General features: G+C 57.5%; 15 protein-coding genes. 8 read left to right on the forward strand and 7 right to left on the reverse strand.

The window, feature by feature from the left end:
* Positions 1-293 precede the first annotated feature (293 nt).
* The 3 genes from IFU29_RS05430 to rcsB are packed head-to-tail and all read left to right on the forward strand — an operon-like array spanning position 294 to position 4,773.
* The gene (locus IFU29_RS05430) at positions 294-1,448 is read left to right on the forward strand and encodes an MFS transporter (protein WP_191933135.1); all 1,155 of its coding nucleotides are present in this window, start codon (positions 294-296) and stop codon (positions 1,446-1,448) included.
* A 15-nt stretch (positions 1,449-1,463) separates the two neighbouring features.
* Positions 1,464-4,124 (forward strand): phosphotransferase RcsD, encoded by a 2,661-nt coding sequence (gene rcsD / locus IFU29_RS05435; RefSeq protein WP_191932988.1) that lies wholly within the window; start codon positions 1,464-1,466, stop codon positions 4,122-4,124.
* Position 4,125: 1 nt separating this feature from the next.
* Positions 4,126-4,773 (forward strand): response regulator transcription factor RcsB, encoded by a 648-nt coding sequence (gene rcsB, locus IFU29_RS05440; RefSeq protein ID WP_191932989.1) that lies wholly within the window; start codon positions 4,126-4,128, stop codon positions 4,771-4,773.
* A 60-nt stretch (positions 4,774-4,833) separates the two neighbouring features.
* Here the strand turns inward: rcsB and rcsC are convergent, their stop codons facing one another.
* Positions 4,834-7,689 carry a two-component system sensor histidine kinase RcsC gene (rcsC, locus tag IFU29_RS05445; protein WP_191932990.1) on the reverse strand — a complete coding sequence of 952 codons (2,856 nt, stop codon included), beginning with the start codon at positions 7,687-7,689 and terminating at the stop codon, positions 4,834-4,836.
* A gap of 105 nt (positions 7,690-7,794) precedes the next feature.
* Positions 7,795-8,763: a helix-turn-helix domain-containing protein gene (locus IFU29_RS05450; RefSeq protein ID WP_191932991.1), complete on the reverse strand. Its 969-nt coding sequence runs from the start codon at positions 8,761-8,763 to the stop codon at positions 7,795-7,797.
* A gap of 76 nt (positions 8,764-8,839) precedes the next feature.
* Here IFU29_RS05450 and IFU29_RS05455 point away from each other — a divergent pair, with 76 nt between their 5' ends.
* Entirely contained in the window at positions 8,840-9,856 is a 1,017-nt protein-coding gene (locus tag IFU29_RS05455) for an alpha/beta hydrolase family protein (RefSeq protein WP_191932992.1), read from the forward strand.
* 53 nt (positions 9,857-9,909) lie between these two features.
* Here the strand turns inward: IFU29_RS05455 and gyrA are convergent, their stop codons facing one another.
* Positions 9,910-12,546 (reverse strand): DNA topoisomerase (ATP-hydrolyzing) subunit A, encoded by a 2,637-nt coding sequence (gene gyrA / locus IFU29_RS05460; RefSeq protein ID WP_191932993.1) that lies wholly within the window; start codon positions 12,544-12,546, stop codon positions 9,910-9,912.
* Positions 12,547-12,772: 226 nt separating this feature from the next.
* Between gyrA and ubiG the strand changes: the two genes are divergently transcribed.
* From ubiG to yfaE, 4 genes are all read left to right on the forward strand, one after another.
* The gene (ubiG, locus tag IFU29_RS05465; protein ID WP_191932994.1) at positions 12,773-13,504 is read left to right on the forward strand and encodes a bifunctional 2-polyprenyl-6-hydroxyphenol methylase/3-demethylubiquinol 3-O-methyltransferase UbiG; all 732 of its coding nucleotides are present in this window, start codon (positions 12,773-12,775) and stop codon (positions 13,502-13,504) included.
* Between the two features lie 470 nt (positions 13,505-13,974).
* Positions 13,975-16,260, forward strand: coding sequence for a class 1a ribonucleoside-diphosphate reductase subunit alpha (gene nrdA / locus IFU29_RS05470; RefSeq protein ID WP_062742935.1), 2,286 nt, complete (start codon positions 13,975-13,977; stop codon positions 16,258-16,260).
* Positions 16,261-16,342: 82 nt separating this feature from the next.
* Positions 16,343-17,473 carry a class Ia ribonucleoside-diphosphate reductase subunit beta gene (nrdB, locus tag IFU29_RS05475; protein ID WP_062742936.1) on the forward strand — a complete coding sequence of 377 codons (1,131 nt, stop codon included), beginning with the start codon at positions 16,343-16,345 and terminating at the stop codon, positions 17,471-17,473.
* A gap of 1 nt (position 17,474) precedes the next feature.
* Complete coding sequence (yfaE, locus tag IFU29_RS05480; protein ID WP_191932995.1) at positions 17,475-17,729, forward strand: class I ribonucleotide reductase maintenance protein YfaE; 255 nt, start codon at positions 17,475-17,477, stop codon at positions 17,727-17,729.
* A 104-nt stretch (positions 17,730-17,833) separates the two neighbouring features.
* Here the strand turns inward: yfaE and IFU29_RS05485 are convergent, their stop codons facing one another.
* From IFU29_RS05485 to menB, 4 genes are all read right to left on the reverse strand, one after another.
* Positions 17,834-19,024 carry a nicotinamide mononucleotide deamidase-related protein YfaY gene (locus tag IFU29_RS05485; RefSeq protein WP_191932996.1) on the reverse strand — a complete coding sequence of 397 codons (1,191 nt, stop codon included), beginning with the start codon at positions 19,022-19,024 and terminating at the stop codon, positions 17,834-17,836.
* Positions 19,025-19,104: 80 nt separating this feature from the next.
* Positions 19,105-20,469 carry an o-succinylbenzoate--CoA ligase gene (gene menE / locus IFU29_RS05490; protein ID WP_244633619.1) on the reverse strand — a complete coding sequence of 455 codons (1,365 nt, stop codon included), beginning with the start codon at positions 20,467-20,469 and terminating at the stop codon, positions 19,105-19,107.
* A complete protein-coding gene (gene menC / locus IFU29_RS05495) occupies positions 20,451-21,419 on the reverse strand; it encodes an o-succinylbenzoate synthase (protein WP_191932997.1) in 969 nt (322 codons plus the stop codon). The genes menE and menC overlap by 19 nt, the downstream gene beginning before the upstream one ends.
* Positions 21,419-22,276 carry a 1,4-dihydroxy-2-naphthoyl-CoA synthase gene (gene menB / locus IFU29_RS05500; RefSeq protein ID WP_191932998.1) on the reverse strand — a complete coding sequence of 286 codons (858 nt, stop codon included), beginning with the start codon at positions 22,274-22,276 and terminating at the stop codon, positions 21,419-21,421. The genes menC and menB overlap by 1 nt, the downstream gene beginning before the upstream one ends.
* Positions 22,277-22,280: the final 4 nt, after the last annotated feature.

Genomic DNA, 22,280 nt, shown 5'->3' on the forward strand with positions numbered 1-22,280 from the left:
TTCATCGGACGGCCTTCAGCCGCGGCGTAAAAAAGGGATTTTTTTCTATCTCACCAGTAATTTGAGTTAAGCGCGTGACGAGCCGCCAACCTCCAGGAGTCTTCTTAAAATTTGGCTTTAAGGGATAAATCCGATTAACCGCGCTATTTTTTCAGGTTATTAACATTGCCTTTCCCCCAAAGGTGCCTGAGACCCGGGCTGAAGACGTAGTAAACTGGCAGGGTTTAGCTTCATAACTGGCACTAATTATGGTAAAAAATGAGGTTGATTACGCGACAGGCAAAATGGATAAAATGACGATACTGGAAGCCCCTGCCGCACAGGCGAAAGCGCTGGCCACCCAGCGTGCCACGCGTGCGGTATTTTTGATCGCCGGTATCGGCATGGCCGCCTGGGCTCCTCTGGTTCCCTATGCAAAAGAACGTGCACTGCTGAGTGACGCCTCCCTCGGCACCCTGCTGCTTTTTCTTGGACTGGGATCGCTGATCGCCATGCCGCTGTCCGGAATGCTGGTCGGTCGCCTGGGATGCAAGCGCGTGATTGCCACAGGAAGCCTGCTGCTGCTGTGCGTCTTACCGCTGCTGGCGACGCTTGCCACTCCCCTGGCGCTGGCACTGACGCTGATGGTTTTCGGGGCCGCCATCGGCCTGATCGACGTCGCGATGAATATTCAGGCCGTTGAGGTCGAGAAAAGCGCCCGTCAGGCGATGATGTCCGGTTTTCACGGTTTCTTCAGCGCCGGCGGTATTATTGGCGCGGGGCTGGTCAGCGTCGCGCTGGCACTGGGTGCTTCTCCGCTGATATCGATACTGATGATCAATATTCTGCTGGTGCTGCTGTGGCTATACTGCCAGCGTCATATCCTCAGTCAGCGCCTGCACCAGCCGGACACGCCGATGTTTGTCATGCCGCGTGGCTGGGTGCTGTTCCTCGGCGTGCTGTGCTTTATTCTGTTTTTAACCGAAGGGGCTATTCTTGACTGGGGCGCGCTGTTTTTGACTCATACTCGCGACCTGCCGGCATCGCAGGCCGGACTGGGATACGCCGTCTTTTCCGTCGCTATGACCATTGGCCGTCTGTTCGGTGACCGCATTGTGCAGACTTTTGGCCGCACCGCGACGCTGTTCTGCGGAACACTCTGCGCCGCAGCCGGGTTAGTACTGGCGGTAGCCGTACCGGATGCTTTCTGGACGCTGGCAGGGTTCCTGCTGGTGGGTTTTGGCGCCTCTAACGCGGTGCCGATTATGTTCAGTGCGGCAGGAAAACAGCAGGTGATGCCAGCAAATCTGGCCATCGCCGCCATGACCACTATTGGCTATGCCGGCATTTTGGCAGGTCCTGCCCTGGTCGGGTTTATCGCTCAATGGTCCAGCCTGTCCGTGGCGTTCAGCGGCATTGCTGCACTGCTGTTAGTCGTCGCGGCCAGCGCCCGACAGATTACTCGTTAACCGGGGTTTTACTGCATGTTGCCTTATAAATTTCCACTCACTTCCGGCAATGTAACGCGCTTTTTTGTGTTGTTTATTCTGGTGCTGCTGCTGGCATCTGGATTTATGATCCACAATGCGGTTAACGCCTGGCTGACGGAAAAGCGTTACGCCATGGCGGATATCACCCACGCCATGCAAAAGCGTGTTGATACCTATCGCTTCGCCACCTGGCAAATTTATGAAAACCTGGCCGCCAGCGCGGCCGGCACCGCCAGCAACAGCCTGCAGGAGACCCGCCTGCGTCAGGATGTTTATTATCTGGAAAAAACCCGGCGGAAAACCGAAGCCCTGATTTTTGGTTCGCACGACAGCGGCACGCTGGATATGACACTGCGCATGTCCAACTACCTCGACACGTTGTGGGGGGCAGAAAACAGCACCTGGTCGATGTATTTCCTCAACGGCCAGGACAACAGCCTGATACTGGTCTCTACCCTGCCGCTGAAAGATATGGCCTCGCGCTATAAAGAGAGTGCGATCAGCAATATTGTTGAGGCCCGCCGGGCCGAAATGTTGCAGCAGGCCAATGCGCTGGATGAGCGCGAAAGCTTCTCGCCGCTGCGCCGCTTTACCTGGCAGAACGACCACTATTTCACCGTCCGTACCACCTTTAATCAGCCAGGACATCTGGCGACGGTGGTGGCCTTTGATTTGCCGGTCAACGACATTATTCCGGTGAATATGCCGCTGGAGAATTTCCAGTTAAAACAGGACACTACGCCGGTGGCCGAAGGGGATGATAACCAGGACAGCAACGGCAGCACCCGCATCAGCTGGGTCAACCCTAATATTGAAATCACCAGCTCGCTGGCCAGCACACCGCTTCAGCTGGTCTATCGGGTGCCCGTCACCGGCCTTATCGTCGACACCCTGCGCAACCTGCTATGGCCGCTGCTGGCAAACCTGGCACTGCTGCTGATGTCGCTGGCCGGGCTGTTTCTGCTGCGCCAGCAGTCGCTGCGCCCAAGCGAAAATCAGAGTGCCGAACTGGAATCACTGCGGCTGCTGAATGAAGAGATTGTAGGTACGCTGCCCGTCGGCCTGCTGGTATATGACTTTGCCAATAACCGGACCATCATAAGCAATAAAATTGCCGAGCACCTGCTGCCACATCTTAACCTGCAAAAAATTATCAATATGTCCGATCAGCACCAGGGCGTGTTGCAGGCTACGGTGAATAACGAGGTGTACGAGATACGCCATGCCCGCAGCATGATCTCCTCGCACACGCAGATGTTTATGATGCGTGACCAGGATCGTGAACTGCTGGTGAATAAGAAGCTGCAGAAAGCGCAGCAGGTGCTCGATAAAAACCACCAGTCGCGCCAGCAGCTGCTTCAAAATCTGGGGCACGCCCTGCAGCGCCCGCTTACCGAGGTGATTGCCCGCCTGGAGGCGCTGGCCGGGACGCAGCCGACGGAAGAAGTGGCGGTCTCGCTGGAATCCTCGCAGGCACTGAGCCGCCTGGTGGATGATATTGTCCTGCTCAATCAACTGGAGACCCTCGACTGGGCTCCGGATGCAGGTAGTTTCAATCTGCAATCGCTGCTGGATGAGCTGGTCAGCGAACTGCTGCCGGTAATGCGTCGCAAAGGGCTGACGCTGATGATTTCTAACCACCGCAGCAGCGATGAGACGCGCTTAGGCGATCGCCGGGCCATCCGTAAAATCCTTTCAACGCTGCTGCACTATGCGGTAACCACCACCACCTGGGGCAGGGTCAGCGTTACTGTCAGCGCCCCGGACGATCGTCAGGATCGCCTGATGATTGAGATTGTGGATACCGGTGCCGGTCTCACCGCTGATGAAATGTCGAACACCGACTTCCCTTATCTGGGCGAAACTCACGAAGACCGTTACGGTCAGGCGTCCGGCATGGCCTTTTTCCTGTGTAAACAGCTGTGTAAACAGCTGGGTGGCCATCTGGATATCAGCGCCAGCCCGGACATTGGTACCCGTTACAGCATTCAGCTGCAGGTTCCGCTGGAGCCGCAGCTGCTTCAGGAAGAGAAACTGCTGGAGGGCGTTAACGCCCTGATCGATATTACGGTGGATGACGTACGCAAAATTGTCGTTCACCAGCTTGAAGACTGGGGGGCCAACTGCATTACTCCTGATGAACGTTTCTCCGGTCAGGAACACGATGTGCTGATTACGGATGAACCCGAACACTTAACGCCGTGGGCATTACTGCTGACGGACGATGAGGCAGGATTCAGCCAGATTGCCCCGTACCAGTTCCGGGTCAACTTCAACATCAGTAGTGCGATGCAGGATGCACTGCTGACGTTGATTGAACAACAGCTGGCCCAGGACGGGCTGGATGACGAAAATGCTGAACAACCGGACACGGCGCAACTTTTCGCCAGTGGCTACTTTCAGCTTTTCGTCGATACAGTACCCGATGATGTAAAGAGACTGTATAATGAGGCCGCAAACAGGGACTTTAGTGCGCTTGCTCAGACTGCGCATCGGCTGAAAGGCGTGTTTGCCATGTTAAATTTGCTACCCGGCAAGCAGCTTTGTGAAACGTTAGAACATCACATTCAACAGTGTGACGATTCAAACATTAAAAATACCACCAGTGAAGTTGACAATTACGTCAACGAACTGCTGCAGCAAGGTAACCAATAATATGAATAACCTGAATGTCATTATTGCCGACGATCATCCTATTGTTCTGTTCGGCATTCGTAAGTCACTGGAACAAATTGAGTGGGTCAATGTTGTCGGTGAGTTCGAAGATTCCACAGCCTTAATTAACAGCCTGTCCAAGCTTGATGCCAACGTGCTGGTCACCGACCTGTCAATGCCTGGCGAAAAGTATGGCGACGGTATTACGCTGATCAAATACATCAAGCGTCACTATCCGGATCTGTCGATCATTGTTCTGACCATGAACAATAATCCGGCAATCCTCAGCGCCGTACTGGACCTGGATATTGAAGGGATCGTGCTGAAACAGGGCGCGCCAACCGACCTGCCGAAAGCGCTGGCTGCCCTGCAGAAAGGCAAGAAATATACGCCGGAAAGCGTGGCAAAACTGCTGGAGAAAATCAGCGCGGGCGGTTATGGCGACAAACGTCTGTCACCGAAGGAAAGTGAAGTTCTGCGCCTGTTTGCAGAAGGATTCCTGGTCACGGAAATTGCCAAGAAGCTGAACCGCAGTATTAAAACCATCAGTAGCCAGAAGAAATCAGCAATGATGAAGCTGGGCGTGGACAACGATATTGCGCTGCTCAACTATCTGTCATCGGTGAGCATGTCACCGGTAAAAGACTAAGTTCCCCGGAACGCAGGGGCTGACCTTCTGTCTGGGTCAGCCCTGACCTTTATTCTCCGCTCACGCTTTCTCTGCCCTGCCCTTTCTCGCCTGTTCCGCATAGAGCGTTAACGCCTGCTGTAGCGTATCCATGGTCACCGGTTTCGACAGACAGTTATCCATTCCCGCATCAAGACAGCGCTGCTTTTCTTCCGCTAACGCATTTGCCGTCACCCCGACCACCGGGAAGGTTTTCCCCATTTCGCGCAAACGCCGCGTCAGGCCGTAGCCATCCAGATTCGGCATATTGACGTCGGTCAGGACGATATCTATCTCATTACGGGCAATCACGTTCAGTGCGTCAAGACCATCCCGCGCGGTTTTCACCCGGTAGCCCAGCGACCCGAGCTGGTCAGAGAGCAGCATACGATTAATAGGATGATCGTCCACCACCAGGATAAGAATGTCGTCGTGGCTGGCGTGCTGTTCTTCTCTTGCCAGTGCCGCTGGCAGGCCCTCCGGCAGACCTGCCTCAACGCGATAGATGCGCGCCAGCAGCGAAGGCAGCTCATGCGGCGTGGTCGTGGCACACACCCAGCGCCCTGACACCCTCTGCTGCGGGGCATCGTTATGACGGTTATCAAAGCGGATGGTCGCACGGACGCTTCCGGCTGGCTCCAGGTCATAATCGGTAATGATCACATCATCTGCCGCCGCTTCGCCGGCATAGTGTCGGACCTGAATACCGTGAGCACGCAGCAGGCGAGTCAGGAAGGTCTCCAGCTGTTCGTTACGTAACGCCAGCCAGCACTGTTTCTCATGCAGGCTGTCATTCAATTCCGGTGTCACCACCCGGCTGTTATACAGCGGAATACGGATAATAAACTGGCTGCCCATACCCGGCTCAGAGTCGACCTCAATGTCGCCATCCATCATGTTGATCAGCTTTTCACAGATTGCCAGTCCCAGTCCGGTCCCCTGGAAATTACGCTGAACACCGCTTCCAACCTGGAAGAAGGGGTCAAACAGCCGCGTCAGTTCCTTCGCCGGGATCCCCACTCCGGTGTCACGCACGCGGAAGGCCAGGTAGCCATCCTTGACGTAGACATGCAGCGTAATGCCCCCAGTATGGGTAAATTTAATGGCATTATTCAGCAGGTTGGAGATCACCTGCTGCAGGCGCATCGGGTCACCGTCCAGGGTAGCGGGAACATCGCTGTCAATAAAGCACCACAGCGTCAGGCGTTTTTTAACCACCATCGCCAGATAATTAGAGGTGATATGCGCCACCACTTCACGCGGGGAAAACTCCGCAGGCTCAATCTTCAGCTGCTCCGATTCGATTTTGGAGAAGTCGAGAATATCGCTGATGATCTTCAGTAGCAGGCTGGAGGAGTTGTTCATCGCCATCACCAGCGACTCCACGCCAGGCGGCAGCGATTTGGTTTGCAGCAGGTCGAGATTGCCGATAATGCCGTATAACGGCGTGCGCAGCTCGTGGCTGACGGTGGCGAGGAACATCGACTTGGACTGACTGGCCTGCTCGGCGGCCTGAGCCATCTCCTGTAGCGACTCTTCCATTTTGACGCGTGCGCTGACGTCTACCAGTACGCAGATCGCCACGTTCTCATTACGATAGCGTGAATGGACAAAGCTGATTTGCAGGTTAGTATTACTGCCGGTCAGCACATCGACGAAGTTGACCTGCTGCCCGCAGATGATCTCAGTCAGGCGCAGCCTGTCTTCCTGCGTCAGCATCGTCAGGTAGTTATGCGCCAGTTCGTTACTGAGGATATTGGTTCCGTCACTGGTGCGCAGAATGCAGATCCCGACCGGCGCTGAGGCAACAATCTTACGGTTGAACTGCTCGTGCTCCTCCAGTCGGTGGGCATTGTCTTCGGCCGGAAGAAACATTCTGCGTTCAAACAGCCAGGCCAGGGTAAACAGGACGATCGCACTGACCAGATTCAACAACAGGGCGTTGATAATCAGGATCTTGAGCCGTTCAATCATCACATTGGTGGGCACGGAATAGACAATACTGAGCGACGACGGCAGCAGACTCTTCTTCATAATCAGCTGGTCATAGTCAGACACATAGCCAAACCAGCCGGCCTCGTCCGGCAGATCCTCTGCCGAGAATTCCGGGCCGTTACGGGCGGAGGAGAGCAGGCGCTGGTTATTCTCATCCACCAGCGTGGCCGTTACCGGCATACTGCCCGGCATAATCAGGTCATCCATGCGGATGCTCTGCTCAATGCCCAGCAGGGCAGCGACCTTATTCGCCACGTAAACCGGGGTGATCATATAGTAATAACCCACGCCAGGCTGCGTGCCGGGATAGACCCAGAACAGGCTGCTTTTACGTGCCTCGGCATCGCCACCGCGATACTTCAGGACGCGCTCACGCAGGGACTTCAGCACGCGTTCCCGTTCCGCAGGCTCGGCGGCAGGGCCAAAATCGGCCAGGCAGGTGCTGTCATTGCCGATAAAAAAGACGCGGTTCAGCTCGTAAGAAGACGCGAAGTTCTCTTTCCAGTAATTCAGGAAGTCGCTGAGGGGCTGCAGGGAGTTATTCCAGGTTTGGCTCATGGCACTGCAGTCTGACTCAGCATAAAGCGGATAGAACTGCGGCGGAGTCACTTTACCCGACAGCGAACCGCTCATGGCATCTGCGCCGTTAGCGGCGGTGTTCAGCCGGTTTTCCGCAATAAACTTCAGCTCGCGCGCCACGTCTGCGGAATGGCGGATGTACCACTGGGCCTGATCGTAGCTGGTATTAAACTCCTGACGAACCTGGGATTCTCTTTCGTGAACGACGTTAATGATATAGAAGGTCGTCAGTAACGCGCCCAGCGTCCACAGCATCAACGCCAGGGCGCGGAACAGATAGCGGGAGATCTTTAACGTCGTTCGGAAAGAGACAAGATATTTCAAGCGTAACCCATTGGCAGCCATAACGGACAAAAGAAAATGATTGCCGATACAGTAGCGTCAGCATGGTAAAAAAGCCAGTTATCCCCGTCGTCGGCGCACGCTATTTCAGTGATTTTCAGCCTGTTCCCAGGCTTCTTTTCGCCACTGCGTCGGCGTTTTCCCGGTGATGCGGCGAAACTCCCGGTTAAAGTTAGATTTAGTCTGGAAACCGACGTATTCCATTACCTCAATGACGGTCTCATCGCTGCTCCTCAGCCGTTCGCCCGCCTCCCGAATGCGCCAGCCATTGATGTAGTGTGACACGCTCTGCTGATGCAGTCCGTTCACTGCTGCCGACACCTGCCGCGACGGGATCCCGGCCTTGCGTGCCAGCCGGATAAGACTCAGCTGGGGTTCCCGGTAGAGCCCCTCCTGCATCAAAGCATCAATCCGCGCCATCACCGCCCCGTCCTCAGGGCCGGCCGTTCTGGCGATGCGGGGGACAGCCTGCCGGGACGGCCGGGTGAGCAGCAGCATCAGCGACATCACGCCCACCATCACCAGATTACCCACCAGCCTTGACCCCTCGCTGCCCTTTCCGGCGGCAAAGGCGACAGAGCCTGAAATAATCACGTCCAGCCACGCCACGGCGATCAGCAGCAGCGCCAGCGTCTGCCATCCGCGCTGCGTCAGTGCGCCTGGATTGTCCGCCACCCCCTTGGCGCTTCGCAGTCGCCGCAGCATAAGACAGGCGCAGCCCAGCCAGATCGCGGGCATCAGCACGTCAATGCCCTGCGGGAAAAAGAGCACGCAGGCAACCATCATCGCCAGGGTCAGTCCGCTGTACCCGATGCGCAGCGGGCCTCCTGCCGCCTGTACCAGTGCCAGATGGCACAGCAGCGGCAGTGCGGCCGCGGTCACCGGCTGCAGCCTGTGCCAGACAGGTACCTGCGGCAGCAGCACGGCCAGCCCGGCCACCAGGCTGTGCAGCAGACACAGGCCAAGCAGCAGCTGGAACAGACGCCCGCGATCGCCACGCTGCACCAGCAGCAGAATGCAGATCAGACTGAGCAGAAAATTAACCGGTATCAGCATAGGACTCTATCGCGATCGAGGACGCCACGCATCCGTAAAGTTCTGATAATAAGCCTTTTATAGCTCAGGAGTGAAGATGATGCGCACTATTATTTCCGCCATACTGCTGGTACTCAGTTACCCCGTCTGGAGTTTTTCCGTTGGCACCCGGCAGGATATTATCGTCGATCCGCACACACAGCGCAGCCTCAGTGTCCGCCTCTTTTACCCCACCCGCACCCTGCAACCGGTGCAGCAGCAGGCGGTAAGCGCTGTCTTCTCCGGCTTCCCGGCCATCGCTGATGCCCCGCTGGCCGCCGGGCGTTTTCCGCTGATTATTCTCAGCCACGGCAGCGGCGGTAATAATACCAGCCTGGCCTGGCTGGCCGTACCGCTGGCGGCCCGGGGGATCGTGGTGATGGCGGCCAGCCATCCCGGCAGTACCACCGGTGACTCGCAGCCCGCTACCGATCTGACCCTGCAGACGGTCGATCTCTCCTTTCTGCTGACACACTACCTGGCGAGTCCCGTGTGGCAGCAGGCTATTGATCGGCAAAAAATCGGCGCGGTGGGCCACTCCAGAGGCGGCTATAGCGTGCTGGCACTGGCCGGTGGCCGGATAAACCGTCAGCGACTGAACCACTACTGCCAGACGATGCCGCAGATGCCGGACTGCCAGTTTTACTCCCGGGGCGGTGTCCGGCTGGAAAAGACCGATAATACCCGACTGGCGGCCAGCTATCGCGACAGCCGCTTCCGGTTGGTCGTCGCTCTTGACCCGGCGATGAGCTACGTCCTGACCCCAGACAGCCTCCAGGCCATTAAGGTTCCGGTGCTGACGATCGCCGCCGGGTATTATATTCGTGCCACCGGCAGCATGACGCTGGGCGTCGACCGCCTGCCCCTGCCGCAGGTGAAGCTGCAGAACGCGGGGCATTTTGACTTCCTGCCGGTGTGTCAGCCAGCGTCGACGGCGATACTGGCGGAAGAAGGCGAGGCCTTTATCTGTGAAACACCGCGCGCAGAACGGGAGGCGGTCCATCGGCAGACGCTGGCGGCCATCGACCAGTTTATGCAGCAGCATGGCTTTCTCAACGTGCCACACCAGCCCTGATTGCAAAAAAAAGCCGGTTCGCAATGAACCGGCTTTCTCCAGGGGACTAAGGATTACTCCTCGTCTGCCTCTGGTGCATCGTCGTCATTTTCCACTTCCGGGGCGATGTCCTCATCGCCTTCGGCAACGCTGCCGTCGATAGCATCGAGTTCATCTTCCGCCACCGGTTCTGCCACGCGCTGCAGGCCGACAACGTTCTCGTCTTCTGCGGTACGGATCAGGATAACACCCTGGGTGTTACGCCCGACGACGCTCACTTCAGAAACGCGGGTACGGACCAGCGTGCCGGCGTCGGTGATCATCATGATCTGATCGCTGTCGACAACCTGGACAGCACCGATAACCGGCCCGTTACGGTCAGTCACTTTAATGGAGATCACGCCCTGGGTCGCACGCGACTTGGTTGGATACTCGGTGTTAGCAGTACGTTTACCGTAGCCATTCTGCGTCACGGTCATGATGGCACCATCGTCACGCGGGACGATCAGTGACACGACGCGGTCGCCTTCAGCCAGCTTGATACCGCGCACGCCGGAAGCCGTACGGCCCATGGCACGCACTGCACTCTCTGCGAAGCGAACCACTTTACCGGCGGCGGAGAACAGCATCGCTTCATCGTTGCCGTTCGTCAGAGCCACGCCAATCAGCTCATCATCATCACGCAGATTGACGGCAATAATACCGGCGCTGCGCGGACGGCTGAACTCTTTCAGAGCCGTTTTCTTCACGGTACCGCTGGCGGTAGCCATAAAGATATTGAAGCCTTCAGCATACTCGCGCACCGGCAGGATCGCCGTAATACGTTCGTTGGCTTCCAGCGGCAGCAGGTTGACGATAGGACGTCCGCGCGCTCCACGGCTGGCTTCCGGCAGCTGATAAACCTTCATCCAGTACAGACGGCCCCGGCTTGAGAAGCAGAGAATGGTGTCATGGGTGTTGGCCACCAGCAGGCGGTCAATAAAGTCTTCTTCTTTAATACGGGCGGCTGACTTGCCTTTACCGCCGCGGCGCTGCGCTTCGTAATCTGTCAGAGGCTGATACTTGACGTAGCCCTGGTGCGACAGGGTCACAACAACATCTTCCTGATTAATCAGGTCTTCGATGTTGATGTCGGCGCTGTTGGCGGTAATTTCGGTGCGACGCTTATCGCCGAACTGATCGCGGATCAGCTCCAGCTCTTCGCGGATCACTTCCATCAGGCGCTCGGAGCTGCCCAGAATACGCAGCAGTTCGGCGATCTGCTCCAGCAGCTCTTTGTATTCGTCGAGCAGTTTTTCATGCTCAAGGCCGGTCAGTTTCTGCAGACGTAAATCCAGGATCGCCTGAGCCTGCTGCTCGGTCAGATAGTACTGGCCATCGCGAATACCGAATTCATCTTCCAGCCATTCAGGGCGGGCAGCATCATCACCAGCACGCTCCAGCATTGCGGACACGTTACCCAGCGCCCACGGTTGGGCAATCAGGCCTGCTTTCGCTTCAGATGGCGATGCTGCACGGCGGATTAACTCGATAATCGGGTCAATGTTAGCCAGTGCCACCGCGAGAGCTTCGAGAATATGGGCACGATCGCGCGCTTTGCGCAGTTCGAAAATGGTCCGGCGGGTGATCACTTCACGACGGTGACGCACAAAGGCTTCCAGAATATCCTTCAGCGGCATAATTTTTGGCTGGCCCTGATGCAGCGCCACCATATTAATGCCGAAAGAGGTCTGAAGCTGGGTCAGCGAATAGAGGTTGTTCAGGACCACTTCACCTACCGCATCGCGTTTCACTTCGATCACGATACGCATACCGTCTTTATCGGACTCATCGCGCAGTGCGCTGATACCTTCCAGACGTTTCTCTTTAACCAGTTCGGCAATCTTCTCAATCAGGCGCGCTTTGTTCACCTGATAGGGAATTTCATGCACGATGATGGTTTCGCGACCGGTTTTTGCGTCGACTTCCACTTCGCCACGGGCGCGGATGTAAATTTTACCCCGGCCGGTGCGATAGGCTTCTTCGATTCCACGGCGGCCGTTGATGATCGCGGCTGTCGGGAAGTCCGGGCCCGGGATGTGCTCCATCAGGCCTTCAACGGTAATATTCTCGTCTTCGATGTACGCCAGACAGCCGTTAATCACTTCAATCAGGTTGTGCGGAGGGATATTGGTCGCCATCCCCACGGCAATCCCTGAGGAGCCGTTAATCAGCAGGTTCGGTACCCGCGTTGGCATCACTTCCGGGATCTGCTCAGTGCCATCATAGTTCGGCACAAAGTCGACGGTGTCTTTTTCCAGATCCGCTAACAATTCGTGAGCGATTTTGGACATACGGACTTCGGTGTAACGCATTGCCGCAGCGGAGTCGCCGTCCACGGAACCGAAGTTACCCTGACCATCGACCAGCATGTAACGCAGCGAGAACGGCTGTGCCATACGCACGATGGTGTCGTACACGGCGGTGTCGCCATGAGGGTGATATTTACCGATAACGTCGCCGACGACACGGGCGGATTTTTTATAAGCTTTGTTCCAGTCATTACCGAGCACGTTCATAGCGTAAAGCACGCGGCGGTGAACCGGCTTTAAGCCATCACGGACATCTGGCAGCGCACGGCCAACGATGACCGACATTGCGTAATCCAGATAGGAGTTCTTTAACTCTTCTTCGATATTGACCGGTGTAATTTCGCGGGCGAGGTCGCTCATGGACGCGCTTTCCTTACTGTTATTCCCGGATTCAAAGGTGCGAAAGTATATCACATTGCGTCCAGGTGTTGAATGGAAAGCATCGCTTTGGCCGCTTTATTGCATTCTGCCTCTCAGCGGATCCGTCGCCCTGCCAGCCCCCCACCCACCTGCGTCGCGTACAAAGATGCAAGTTGAAGTATGACGGGTATATACTGCGTCAAACTTTGGCTGGAGTATTAACCCAATGAATGCAGAACAAAACACGAGCACACAGAACGTTGACCACGGTGAGATCGCCAAATTCGAAGCCGTCGCATCACGCTGGTGGGACCTGGAAGGGGAGTTCAAACCCCTGCACCGCATCAATCCGCTGCGCCTTGGCTGGATTGCTCAACACGCGGATGGCCTGTTTGACAAAAAAATCCTCGATGTCGGCTGCGGGGGCGGCATTCTTGCCGAGAGCATGGCGCGCGAAGGCGCAAACGTCACCGGCCTGGATATGGGTGCAGAACCCCTGGAAGTGGCACGCCTGCATGCGCTGGAGAGCGGTGTCACCATTGATTACGTTCAGCAGACCGTGGAAGAACACGCGGAGCAGTTCGCCGGTCAGTACGACGTGGTGACCTGCATGGAGATGCTGGAGCACGTGCCGGACCCGCGATCCGTGGTTCACGCCTGCGCGCGTCTGGTGAAACCGGGGGGGGAAGTCTTTTTCTCCACCCTTAACCGTAACAGCAAATCCTGGCTGATGGCGATTATCGGTGCGGAATACGTCCTGCGCATGGTGCCGCGCGGCACGCACGATATTAAAAAGTTTATTCGCCCGGCGGAACTGCTGAACTGGGTGGATGAAACGCCACTGCGGGAACGTCATATCATTGGCCTGCATTACAACCCCGTGACTAATCATTTCAAGCTGGCCCCGGGCGTCGACGTTAATTATATGGTGCACGCGCACCGCGCCATCGACGCGTAAGGGCATCCGGCGGCCGGTCACTGCGCTGGCCGCTGGCTGTTTTCTCGCCGGAGGGGGCAGATCGTTTTCCTCTTACCGCGTGCGTCGGGATTGACGTAGGCTGTCACTGTCACGCCGACCCGGCCGTGAGGCGTCTCATTATGTGTACTTTTCCAGCAACAAAATGATGGAAATTTTCAGGCTGAACAAGAAACCCGCGCTCGATCATAATTCTAAAAAATTTCTCAACCCATTGACATTGAGCCAGGGCCTTGAGAAACGTGGACTTAGGAAAAATGCGCCCCCCACAACCGTAGTTTTCCCTGAAAATCAAGCCTTGTTAAGCACGCGGAAATTACTAGAATACTCACCATATTGTTATCAAGATTTCCCTCAACCCCTATATATAGTGTTTATCCACAGAGTTACTCACAATGAGAAATCTGTGTATAAGCGTGGGGATTATTTGTTAAGGACAGGTAAAACGCGACATGAATCAGAGTCTGCTTGTAACCAAACGCGATGGCCGCACCGAGCGTATCGATCTCGATAAAATCCACCGTGTTCTCGACTGGGCTGCCGAAGGACTGCAAAACGTCTCCGTCTCCCAGGTTGAGCTGCGATCCCACATCCAGTTCTACGAAGGTATCCGCACTTCTGATATCCATGAAACCGTCATCAAGTCTGCAGCTGACCTGATCTCCCGCGATGCCCCTGACTATCAGTACATGGCCGCCCGTCTGGCGATCTTCCACCTGCGTAAAAAAGCGTACGGTCAGTTTGAGCCACCGAAGCTGATCGACCAGGTGAAACGCATGGTTGAGATGGGTAAATATGACCATCACCTGCTGGAAGACTACAGCGCGGAAGAGTTTGAGCTGATGGACGGCTTTATCGACCACTGGCGCGATATGAACTTCTCCTACGCTGCCGTTAAGCAGCTGGAAGGCAAGTATCTGGTGCAGAACCGCGTCAGCGGTGATATCTATGAAAGCGCCCAGTTCCTCTACATTCTGGTGGCGGCCTGCCTGTTCTCTGGCTACCCGCGTGAGACCCGTCTGGACTACGTGAAGCGTTTCTATGATGCGATCTCCACCTTTAAGATCTCGCTGCCGACGCCGATTATGTCGGGCGTCCGTACCCCTACCCGCCAGTTCAGCTCCTGTGTGCTGATCGAGTGTGGTGACAGTCTGGACTCCATCAACGCCACCTCCAGCGCCATCGTGAAGTATGTGTCTCAGCGTGCCGGTATCGGCATCAATGCCGGACGTATCCGCGCGCTGGGCAGCCCGATCCGCGGCGGTGAAGCGTTCCATACCGGCTGTATTCCGTTCTACAAACATTTCCAGACTGCGGTGAAATCCTGCTCTCAGGGCGGCGTTCGCGGTGGGGCAGCAACCCTGTTCTACCCGATGTGGCACCTGGAAGTGGAAAGCCTGCTGGTACTGAAAAACAACCGTGGCGTGGAAGGTAACCGCGTGCGCCACATGGATTACGGCGTTCAGATCAACAAGCTGATGTATCAGCGCCTGCTGAAAGGCGAAGATATCACCCTGTTCAGCCCGTCTGACGTGCCTGGCCTGTACGATGCCTTCTTCGCGAATCAGGAAGAGTTTGAGCGTCTGTACACCAAATATGAGCAGGACAGCAGCATCCGCAAGCAGCGTATCAAAGCCGTGGACCTGTTCTCGCTGATGATGCAGGAGCGCGCCTCCACCGGCCGTATCTACATTCAGAACGTGGACCACTGCAACACCCACAGCCCGTTTGACCCGGCTATTGCTCCGGTGCGCCAGTCTAACCTGTGCCTGGAAATTGCCCTGCCGACCAAACCGATGATGGACGTCAACGACGAAAATGGCGAAATTGCCCTTTGTACGCTGTCGGCGTTTAACCTGGGGGCGATTGAAAGCCTGGACGACCTGCAGGAGCTGGCAACGCTGGCTGTGCGTGCGCTGGATGCCCTGCTGGACTACCAGGACTACCCTATCCCGGCCGCCAAACGTGGCGCAATGGGCCGCCGTACGCTGGGTATTGGCGTCATTAACTATGCTTACTACCTGGCGAAGAACGGTGTTCGTTACTCCGACGGCAGTGCAAACGAGCTGACCCACCAGACCTTCGAAGCTATTCAGTACTGGCTGCTGAAGGCCTCAAACGATCTGGCGATTGAACAGGGTGCCTGCCCGTGGTTTAACGAAACCACCTATTCCCAGGGCATTATGCCGATCGACACCTACAAGAAAGACCTGGATGCGATCTGTAATACCCCGCTGCTGCTCGACTGGGATGCGCTGCGCGAGTCGGTGAAAAAACACGGCCTGCGTAACTCCACCCTGTCTGCACTGATGCCGTCAGAAACCTCTTCACAGATTTCTAACGCCACCAACGGTATTGAACCACCGCGCGGTCATATCAGCATTAAAGCGTCGAAAGACGGTATCCTGCGTCAGGTGGTGCCGGAGTATGAGCGCCTGAAGGATAACTATGAACTGCTGTGGGATATGCCAAATAACGATGGCTACCTGCAGCTGGTCGGCCTGATGCAGAAATTTATCGACCAGGCGATTTCATCGAACACCAACTACGACCCGACGCGCTTTGCCAACGGTAAGGTGCCGATGAAGCAGCTGTTGAAAGATCTGCTGACCGCCTACAAATTCGGCGTGAAAACGCTGTACTACCAGAACACCCGCGACGGTGCGGAAGATACGCAGGAAGACCTGGTGCCCTCCATTCAGGATGACGGCTGCGAAAGCGGTGCCTGCAAAATCTAACCGGCAGGGGCGGTCAGCGCCGCCCCTTTTACGATTTCCCTACGGGGCCAGCATGCTGGCCCTGACTCATTTGGATTGAATCATGGCTTACACAACGTTTTCACAGAATAAAAACAACCAGCTGTTGGAACCGATGTTCTTCGGTCAGCCGGTGAACGTGGCGCGTTTCGACCAGCAGAAATATGACATCTTTGAAAAACTGATCGAAAAGCAGCTCTCTTTCTTCTGGCGTCCGGAGGAAGTTGACGTCTCCCGCGACCGTATCGACTATCAGGCGCTGCCGGATCACGAGAAGCACATCTTTATCAGCAATCTGAAATATCAGACCCTGCTGGACTCCATTCAGGGACGCAGCCCGAACGTCGCGCTGCTGCCGCTGATTTCCATCCCTGAGCTGGAAACCTGGATTGAAACCTGGGCGTTTTCAGAGACAATCCACTCGCGCTCATACACCCATATCATCCGTAATATCGTCAACGACCCGGCGCTGGTGTTCGACGATATCGTCACCAATGAGCAGATCCTGTCACGCGCTAAAGACATCTCTGGCTACTACGACGATCTGATCGAGATGACCAGCTACTGGCATCTGCTGGGTGAAGGTACGCACGAGGTCAACGGTAAATCCGTGACCGTCAGCCTGCGCGCACTGAAAAAACAGCTGTATATCTGCCTGATGAGCGTTAACGCACTGGAAGCCATTCGCTTCTACGTCAGCTTTGCCTGTTCCTTCGCGTTCGCCGAACGTGAACTGATGGAAGGCAACGCTAAAATCATCAAGCTGATCGCCCGTGATGAAGCCCTGCACCTGACCGGCACGCAGCATATGCTGAACCTGCTGCGCAGCGGCGAAGACGATCCGGAAATGGCGGAGATTGCCAAAGAGTGTCGTCAGGAGTGCTACGACCTGTTTGTGCTGGCGGCCGAGCAGGAGAAAGAGTGGGCGGAATATCTGTTCAGCGGCGGTTCGATGATCGGCCTGAACAAAGATATTCTGTGGCAGTACATTGAGTACATCACCAACATCCGCATGAACGCCGTCGGCCTGGATCTGCCGTTTAAAACCCGCTCGAATCCAATCCCGTGGATCAACTCCTGGCTGGTGTCCGATAACGTTCAGGTGGCACCGCAGGAAGTGGAAGTCAGCTCTTACCTGGTCGGTCAGATTGATTCTGAAGTGAATGCCGACGACCTCAGCGACTTCGAGCTGTAAGATGGCGAGCATTACACTGCGTACCTCCGGTACGCAGCTTGAGTGTGATGATGAGCACCCTTCCCTGCTGGCCGCGCTGGAGTCGCACCGGGTATGTGTGGAGTATCAGTGTCGTGAAGGCTACTGCGGCTCATGCCGTACCCGCCTGCTGAAGGGAGAAGTCAGTTACAACGCGACGCCGCTGGCCTTTGTCAATCAGGGTGAAATTCTGCCCTGCTGCTGCAAGGCCGACGGGGATATTGAGATCGAGTTGTAGACGGCGGTGCCCGCCACCGGCACGACCGGAAAAAAAGGCCCCCTCCACGCACGGCAACACATCCCCCAGGGCTGACCTTCTTTAGGGTCAGCCCTTTTTAATACTTATAACGTTTCGACCACATCAATCCAGCCGTGTCCGGTGGTCACCGACTGACCATTCAACCAGCGGCGCAGCATATTCATCGCCAGCATGGCGACCATGTCCTGGCGGGCTTTCAGGCCGTGACGGCTGACGTTAAATTTCACCTTTTGTGCAAAGGTGCCGTCCGGGGTATGCAGCGCAAAGCCCAGACGATCGTCTTCCAGACCGCCCACGACCAGCGCCAGCCTGGCGTGATTCTGCCTGGCCAGCTGCTGACTGCGCGCCGCCAGCACCCCCAGCGACTCACTCTGATTAGGTAATACGTTGCCCGCGACCAGCGAGGCCCCTGCGGAGATCAGCTGCCACTGCAGCAGACCCGCGCTGAACTGTTCGCTGATACTCAGCGACAGTTTGTGTTCCTTCAGGCGACGCGCCAGCTGTTCAGGTAGAGTTTCAAACCCTTCGAAAATCACGCTGTCCCCGGCAATTTCACGTACCTGCTGCCAGAACTGCTCCATCTCTGCTCTTTTTGACGCCGGACCGTTCAGCTTCAGTTCAATGATCGGCATGGAGGCACGATAGCCCATCACCACGCCCTCCGGCAGCGGCAGGGGTTCAATATCGGAGGCCAGATCGCTTTCCCCGCGGCCAAAGGTTGTCATGCGCAGGCATAAAGGCGGCTCCGGCAGCTGAAAGCGCGCCTTGAGGCGCGGCAGGATTTGATCCATCACCATCACTTTGTATTCAGAGGGCACGCCGGGGGTGAAGAAAATCCAGCAGCGGTTGAGCTGCATGGCAAAACCGCAGGCCGTCCCCACCGGATTATCAATCATCTCGGCACCCTGTGGGATCTCCGCCTGCTTGCGGTTGCTGGGGGCCATTGCCTTACCGCGGCTGGCAAAGAAGGCTTCCATTTTCACCAGCCACTCAGGGTGGATCTCCAGCTCTACCCCAGCGGCGGTAGCCGCCGCCAGCGCGCTTAAGTCATCACTGGTCGGGCCCAGCCCGCCGTTGACGATCAGCACATCGGCCACCTTGCTGCGTTCAGTCAGTACTGTGACCAGCTCCTGCAGGCTGTCACCCACCGTCTGACGGCTGGTCATCGGCAAGCCGTGTTCAAACAGTACGCCAGCCAGCCAGGCCGCATTGGTGTCGACGATCTGTCCGTGCAGGACTTCGTCGCCAGTCGCGAGCATTTCCACTCTTATCATGTTGTTCTCCGGTGTACTTATGTCATGACACTGTAGGAAGCCCTTCCGGGAAACACAATGTCATTTTCGACAACGCCCGGTTATTTCTGCTGCTGCGCGACCCACGCCTTCAGCTGCTGGCGGGAACGTTTAAGGGATCCCCCCTCTGCCGCCGGCAGCGGATACCATGCCACCGGGCGCTGATAGCCGGCGAGCCGCGGGGCGGCCCAGGCCGCCAGGCGGTCCAGGGCAATTCCGCCTTCGACCAGCGCCACCGGCCGCTGACCGTACTCGGCACTCGCCTGCGGCACGATAAACACCTGCGTGACCGCTGGATGTGCCTGCACTATTTTTTCGATCTGTTCGGGCTGCACACCTTCGCCCCCCGAGAAAAACAGATTATCGCGTCGCCCGTCAATCACCAGCTCATCCTGCAGCCAGCGGCCACGGTCGCCGGTGTGTAACCATCCGTCAGCGTCAGCCAGCGGCCGTAGCGCACCCGCCGACCAGTACCCTGATGCCAGAGCCGGCGAACAAACCCAGACTTCTCCCTCCACCAGACGAACCTGATGCCCGGCTAAGGGCGGCCCGACGCCGGAACGGTGATCTGCCCGGCGGGCGCAGACGGTCGAGGCGGTTTCGGTCATACCATAGCCGCAGTAGCAGCGCAGCCCGGCCTCTTCAGCCTTACGGGTCAGCTCCCCCGGGATCTGTGCACCACCGAGCAGCACCGCACGCAGGCTGGCGGGCAGTGCTGACTGTTGCAGCAGCCGCCAGAGCTGGGTAGGGACCAGCGAGGCCAGCGTGCTGCGCGCCAGGGCCGCATGGAAACCGCGGGCATCCGGGATCACCAGAGTCGCCCCCAGCGACAGCCAGCGCCAGAGGATCCCCATACCGGAGACATGGAACAGCGGCAGTGACAGCAGCCAGCGGTCATCCCTCTTGCCGTTCATCAGCGCGGCCACCGCCGCCGCGCTGTAGAGATGAGCAGCAAAGGTGTGCGCGGCGGCTTTGGGAAGCCCGGTGGAGCCAGATGTCAGCGTCAGCGTGGCGATCCGCTCCGGCTGCCACGGAGCACTGCTCTTTCCCGTCGCCCGGCACAGCGTCAGCGGCGGAAGCGGCGCGGCCACAGGCCCGGCCAGATTCAGCATAAAACGTGCTGACAACCCCGGTAGCAGCGCGTCCCGCTGTTCAGCGGGAAGTCCGGGATTGAGTCCCAGCACCCGCGCGCCGCAGGCCAGCAGCCCGAGCCAGGCCAGCAGGGCATCAAGGCTGTTGCCGCTGCGCAGGACCACCAGGTCGCCCGGGTTGACCCCCTGCTGGCGGAAACCGGCGGCCTGTCCGCTGATGGCCTGCCCCAGCTGCTGCCAGGTCAGGCGCAGCTGACCGGCATCAACCGCCAGCGCCTCCGGGCAACGCTGCTGCCAGCCACACCACGGCCAGTCGGTTATCGCTGCCAGAGACATGATAACGCCTCGTGCCCCTGAACGGGGAGCGCACTGCCCGGCCACGCTCTGAGCACCTGCTGCTGCATCAGCTGCAGCGTGTCCAGCCCCGGCAGCACCCCCGGCGTCAGCCAGTGTGCCAGCCGCGCCAGCAAAGTCAGCCCCAGACTGGACTCCAGCGTACTGCTGATCACCGGGGTCAGCCCGTGCGCCTGCGCCTGTCTCACCTGCCGCTGCACCCGCTCAATGCTGCCGGTCAGCGTGGGTTTGATCACCACAGCGACCACGCCGGGCGCTGCGCTCAGCGCGTCTTGCTCCTCACGCAGGGTTTCGTCCCAGGCAATATTAATGCCGGTCTCTGCGGCGAAGGCCAGGCTTTGCTGCCGGTCCCTGCACGGCTCCTCGATAAACGCGATGCGTGAACGCAGTGCGGGTGAGACATGGCGGGCGAAACTCAGCGCTTTTTCCAGCGTCCAGCTGCGGTTAGCATCGAGCCGCAGGGTCAGCTGAGGCAGTGCTTCAAGCAGCAGGCTGGCCTGCATCCCGTCGCGCACCGCCTCGTACAAGCCCACCTTCATTTTCGCCAGCGGCTGCGGCTGCTGACACAGGCGCTGGAACAGCTCATCGGGGTCGCCGCTGCACAGCTGCGCCAGACGATACTCCCCCTCAGCAGGCAGTGTGTTACTCAGCCCGGCCAGCGCACAGCTGATGCCAAACGCCACGGAGTGCAGTTCACTTTCTGCAGGCATCACGCCATCACACCACTGTGACAGCCAGCCGGTGGCCTGCTCCCGAGCCTGTTCCGGCGTTTCATGACTGAACTCCGGCAGTGGCGCAATCTCGCCCCAGCCCTCCGTCTGCCCATCGCACAGCCTCACCAGCATCCCCTGTCGCACTTTTAACCGCTGATGGCGCAATACCACCCCGGCCTCCAGCGCAATCTGATATCCGTACAGCGCGGCGCGGCGCATCAGGGATTACGCCGAAACGGACTGAAGTCAGGCTGGCGTTTCTGGTTAAAGGCGTTGCGCCCTTCCTGCCCCTCTTCGGTCATATAGAACAGCATGGTGGCATTCCCCGCCAGCTCCTGCAGCCCGGCCTGTCCGTCACAGTCGGCATTGAGGGCCGCCTTCAGACAGCGCAGCGCCATCGGGCTGTTTTGCAGCATCTCGCGGCACCAGCGTACCGTCTCTTTTTCCAGTTCGGCCAGCGGAACCACCGTATTCACCAGCCCCATATCCAGCGCCTGCCGGGCATCGTACATCCGACAGAGGAACCAGATTTCACGTGCCTTTTTCTGACCGACGATGCGCGCCATATAGGCAGCGCCCCAGCCGCCGTCAAATGAGCCGACTTTCGGCCCTGTCTGGCCAAACTGCGCGTTATCGGCAGCAATTGTCAGGTCACACATCATGTGCAGTACGTGCCCGCCGCCCACGGCGTAGCCTGCCACCATCGCCACCACCGGCTTCGGGCAGGTACGGATCTGCCGCTGCAGGTCGAGGACATTCAGATGATGAACGCCGGCGTCATCCTGATAGCCGCCGTAATCGCCGCGCACTTTCTGATCTCCACCGGAGCAAAAGGCCAGGTCACCTTCTCCGGTCAGCACAATGACCCCGACAGCCGGATCCCGCCGGGCGTTATCCAGCGCCTGCTGGATTTCCACGATGGTCTGCGGACGGAAGGCATTGCGCACCTGTGGCCGATTGAGGGTAATTTTCGCTATGCCATCATCAGTTTTGTGGTAGCGAATATCGCAGAACTCAGCGCCGCAATCCTGCCACTGCGCCGGGGCATAAAGCTGTTTTTCATCGGGATACAACATCAGG

It is taken from the genome of Erwinia persicina (assembly GCF_014838825.1).
GTDB classification, from domain to species: Bacteria; Pseudomonadota; Gammaproteobacteria; order Enterobacterales; family Enterobacteriaceae; genus Erwinia; species Erwinia persicina_A.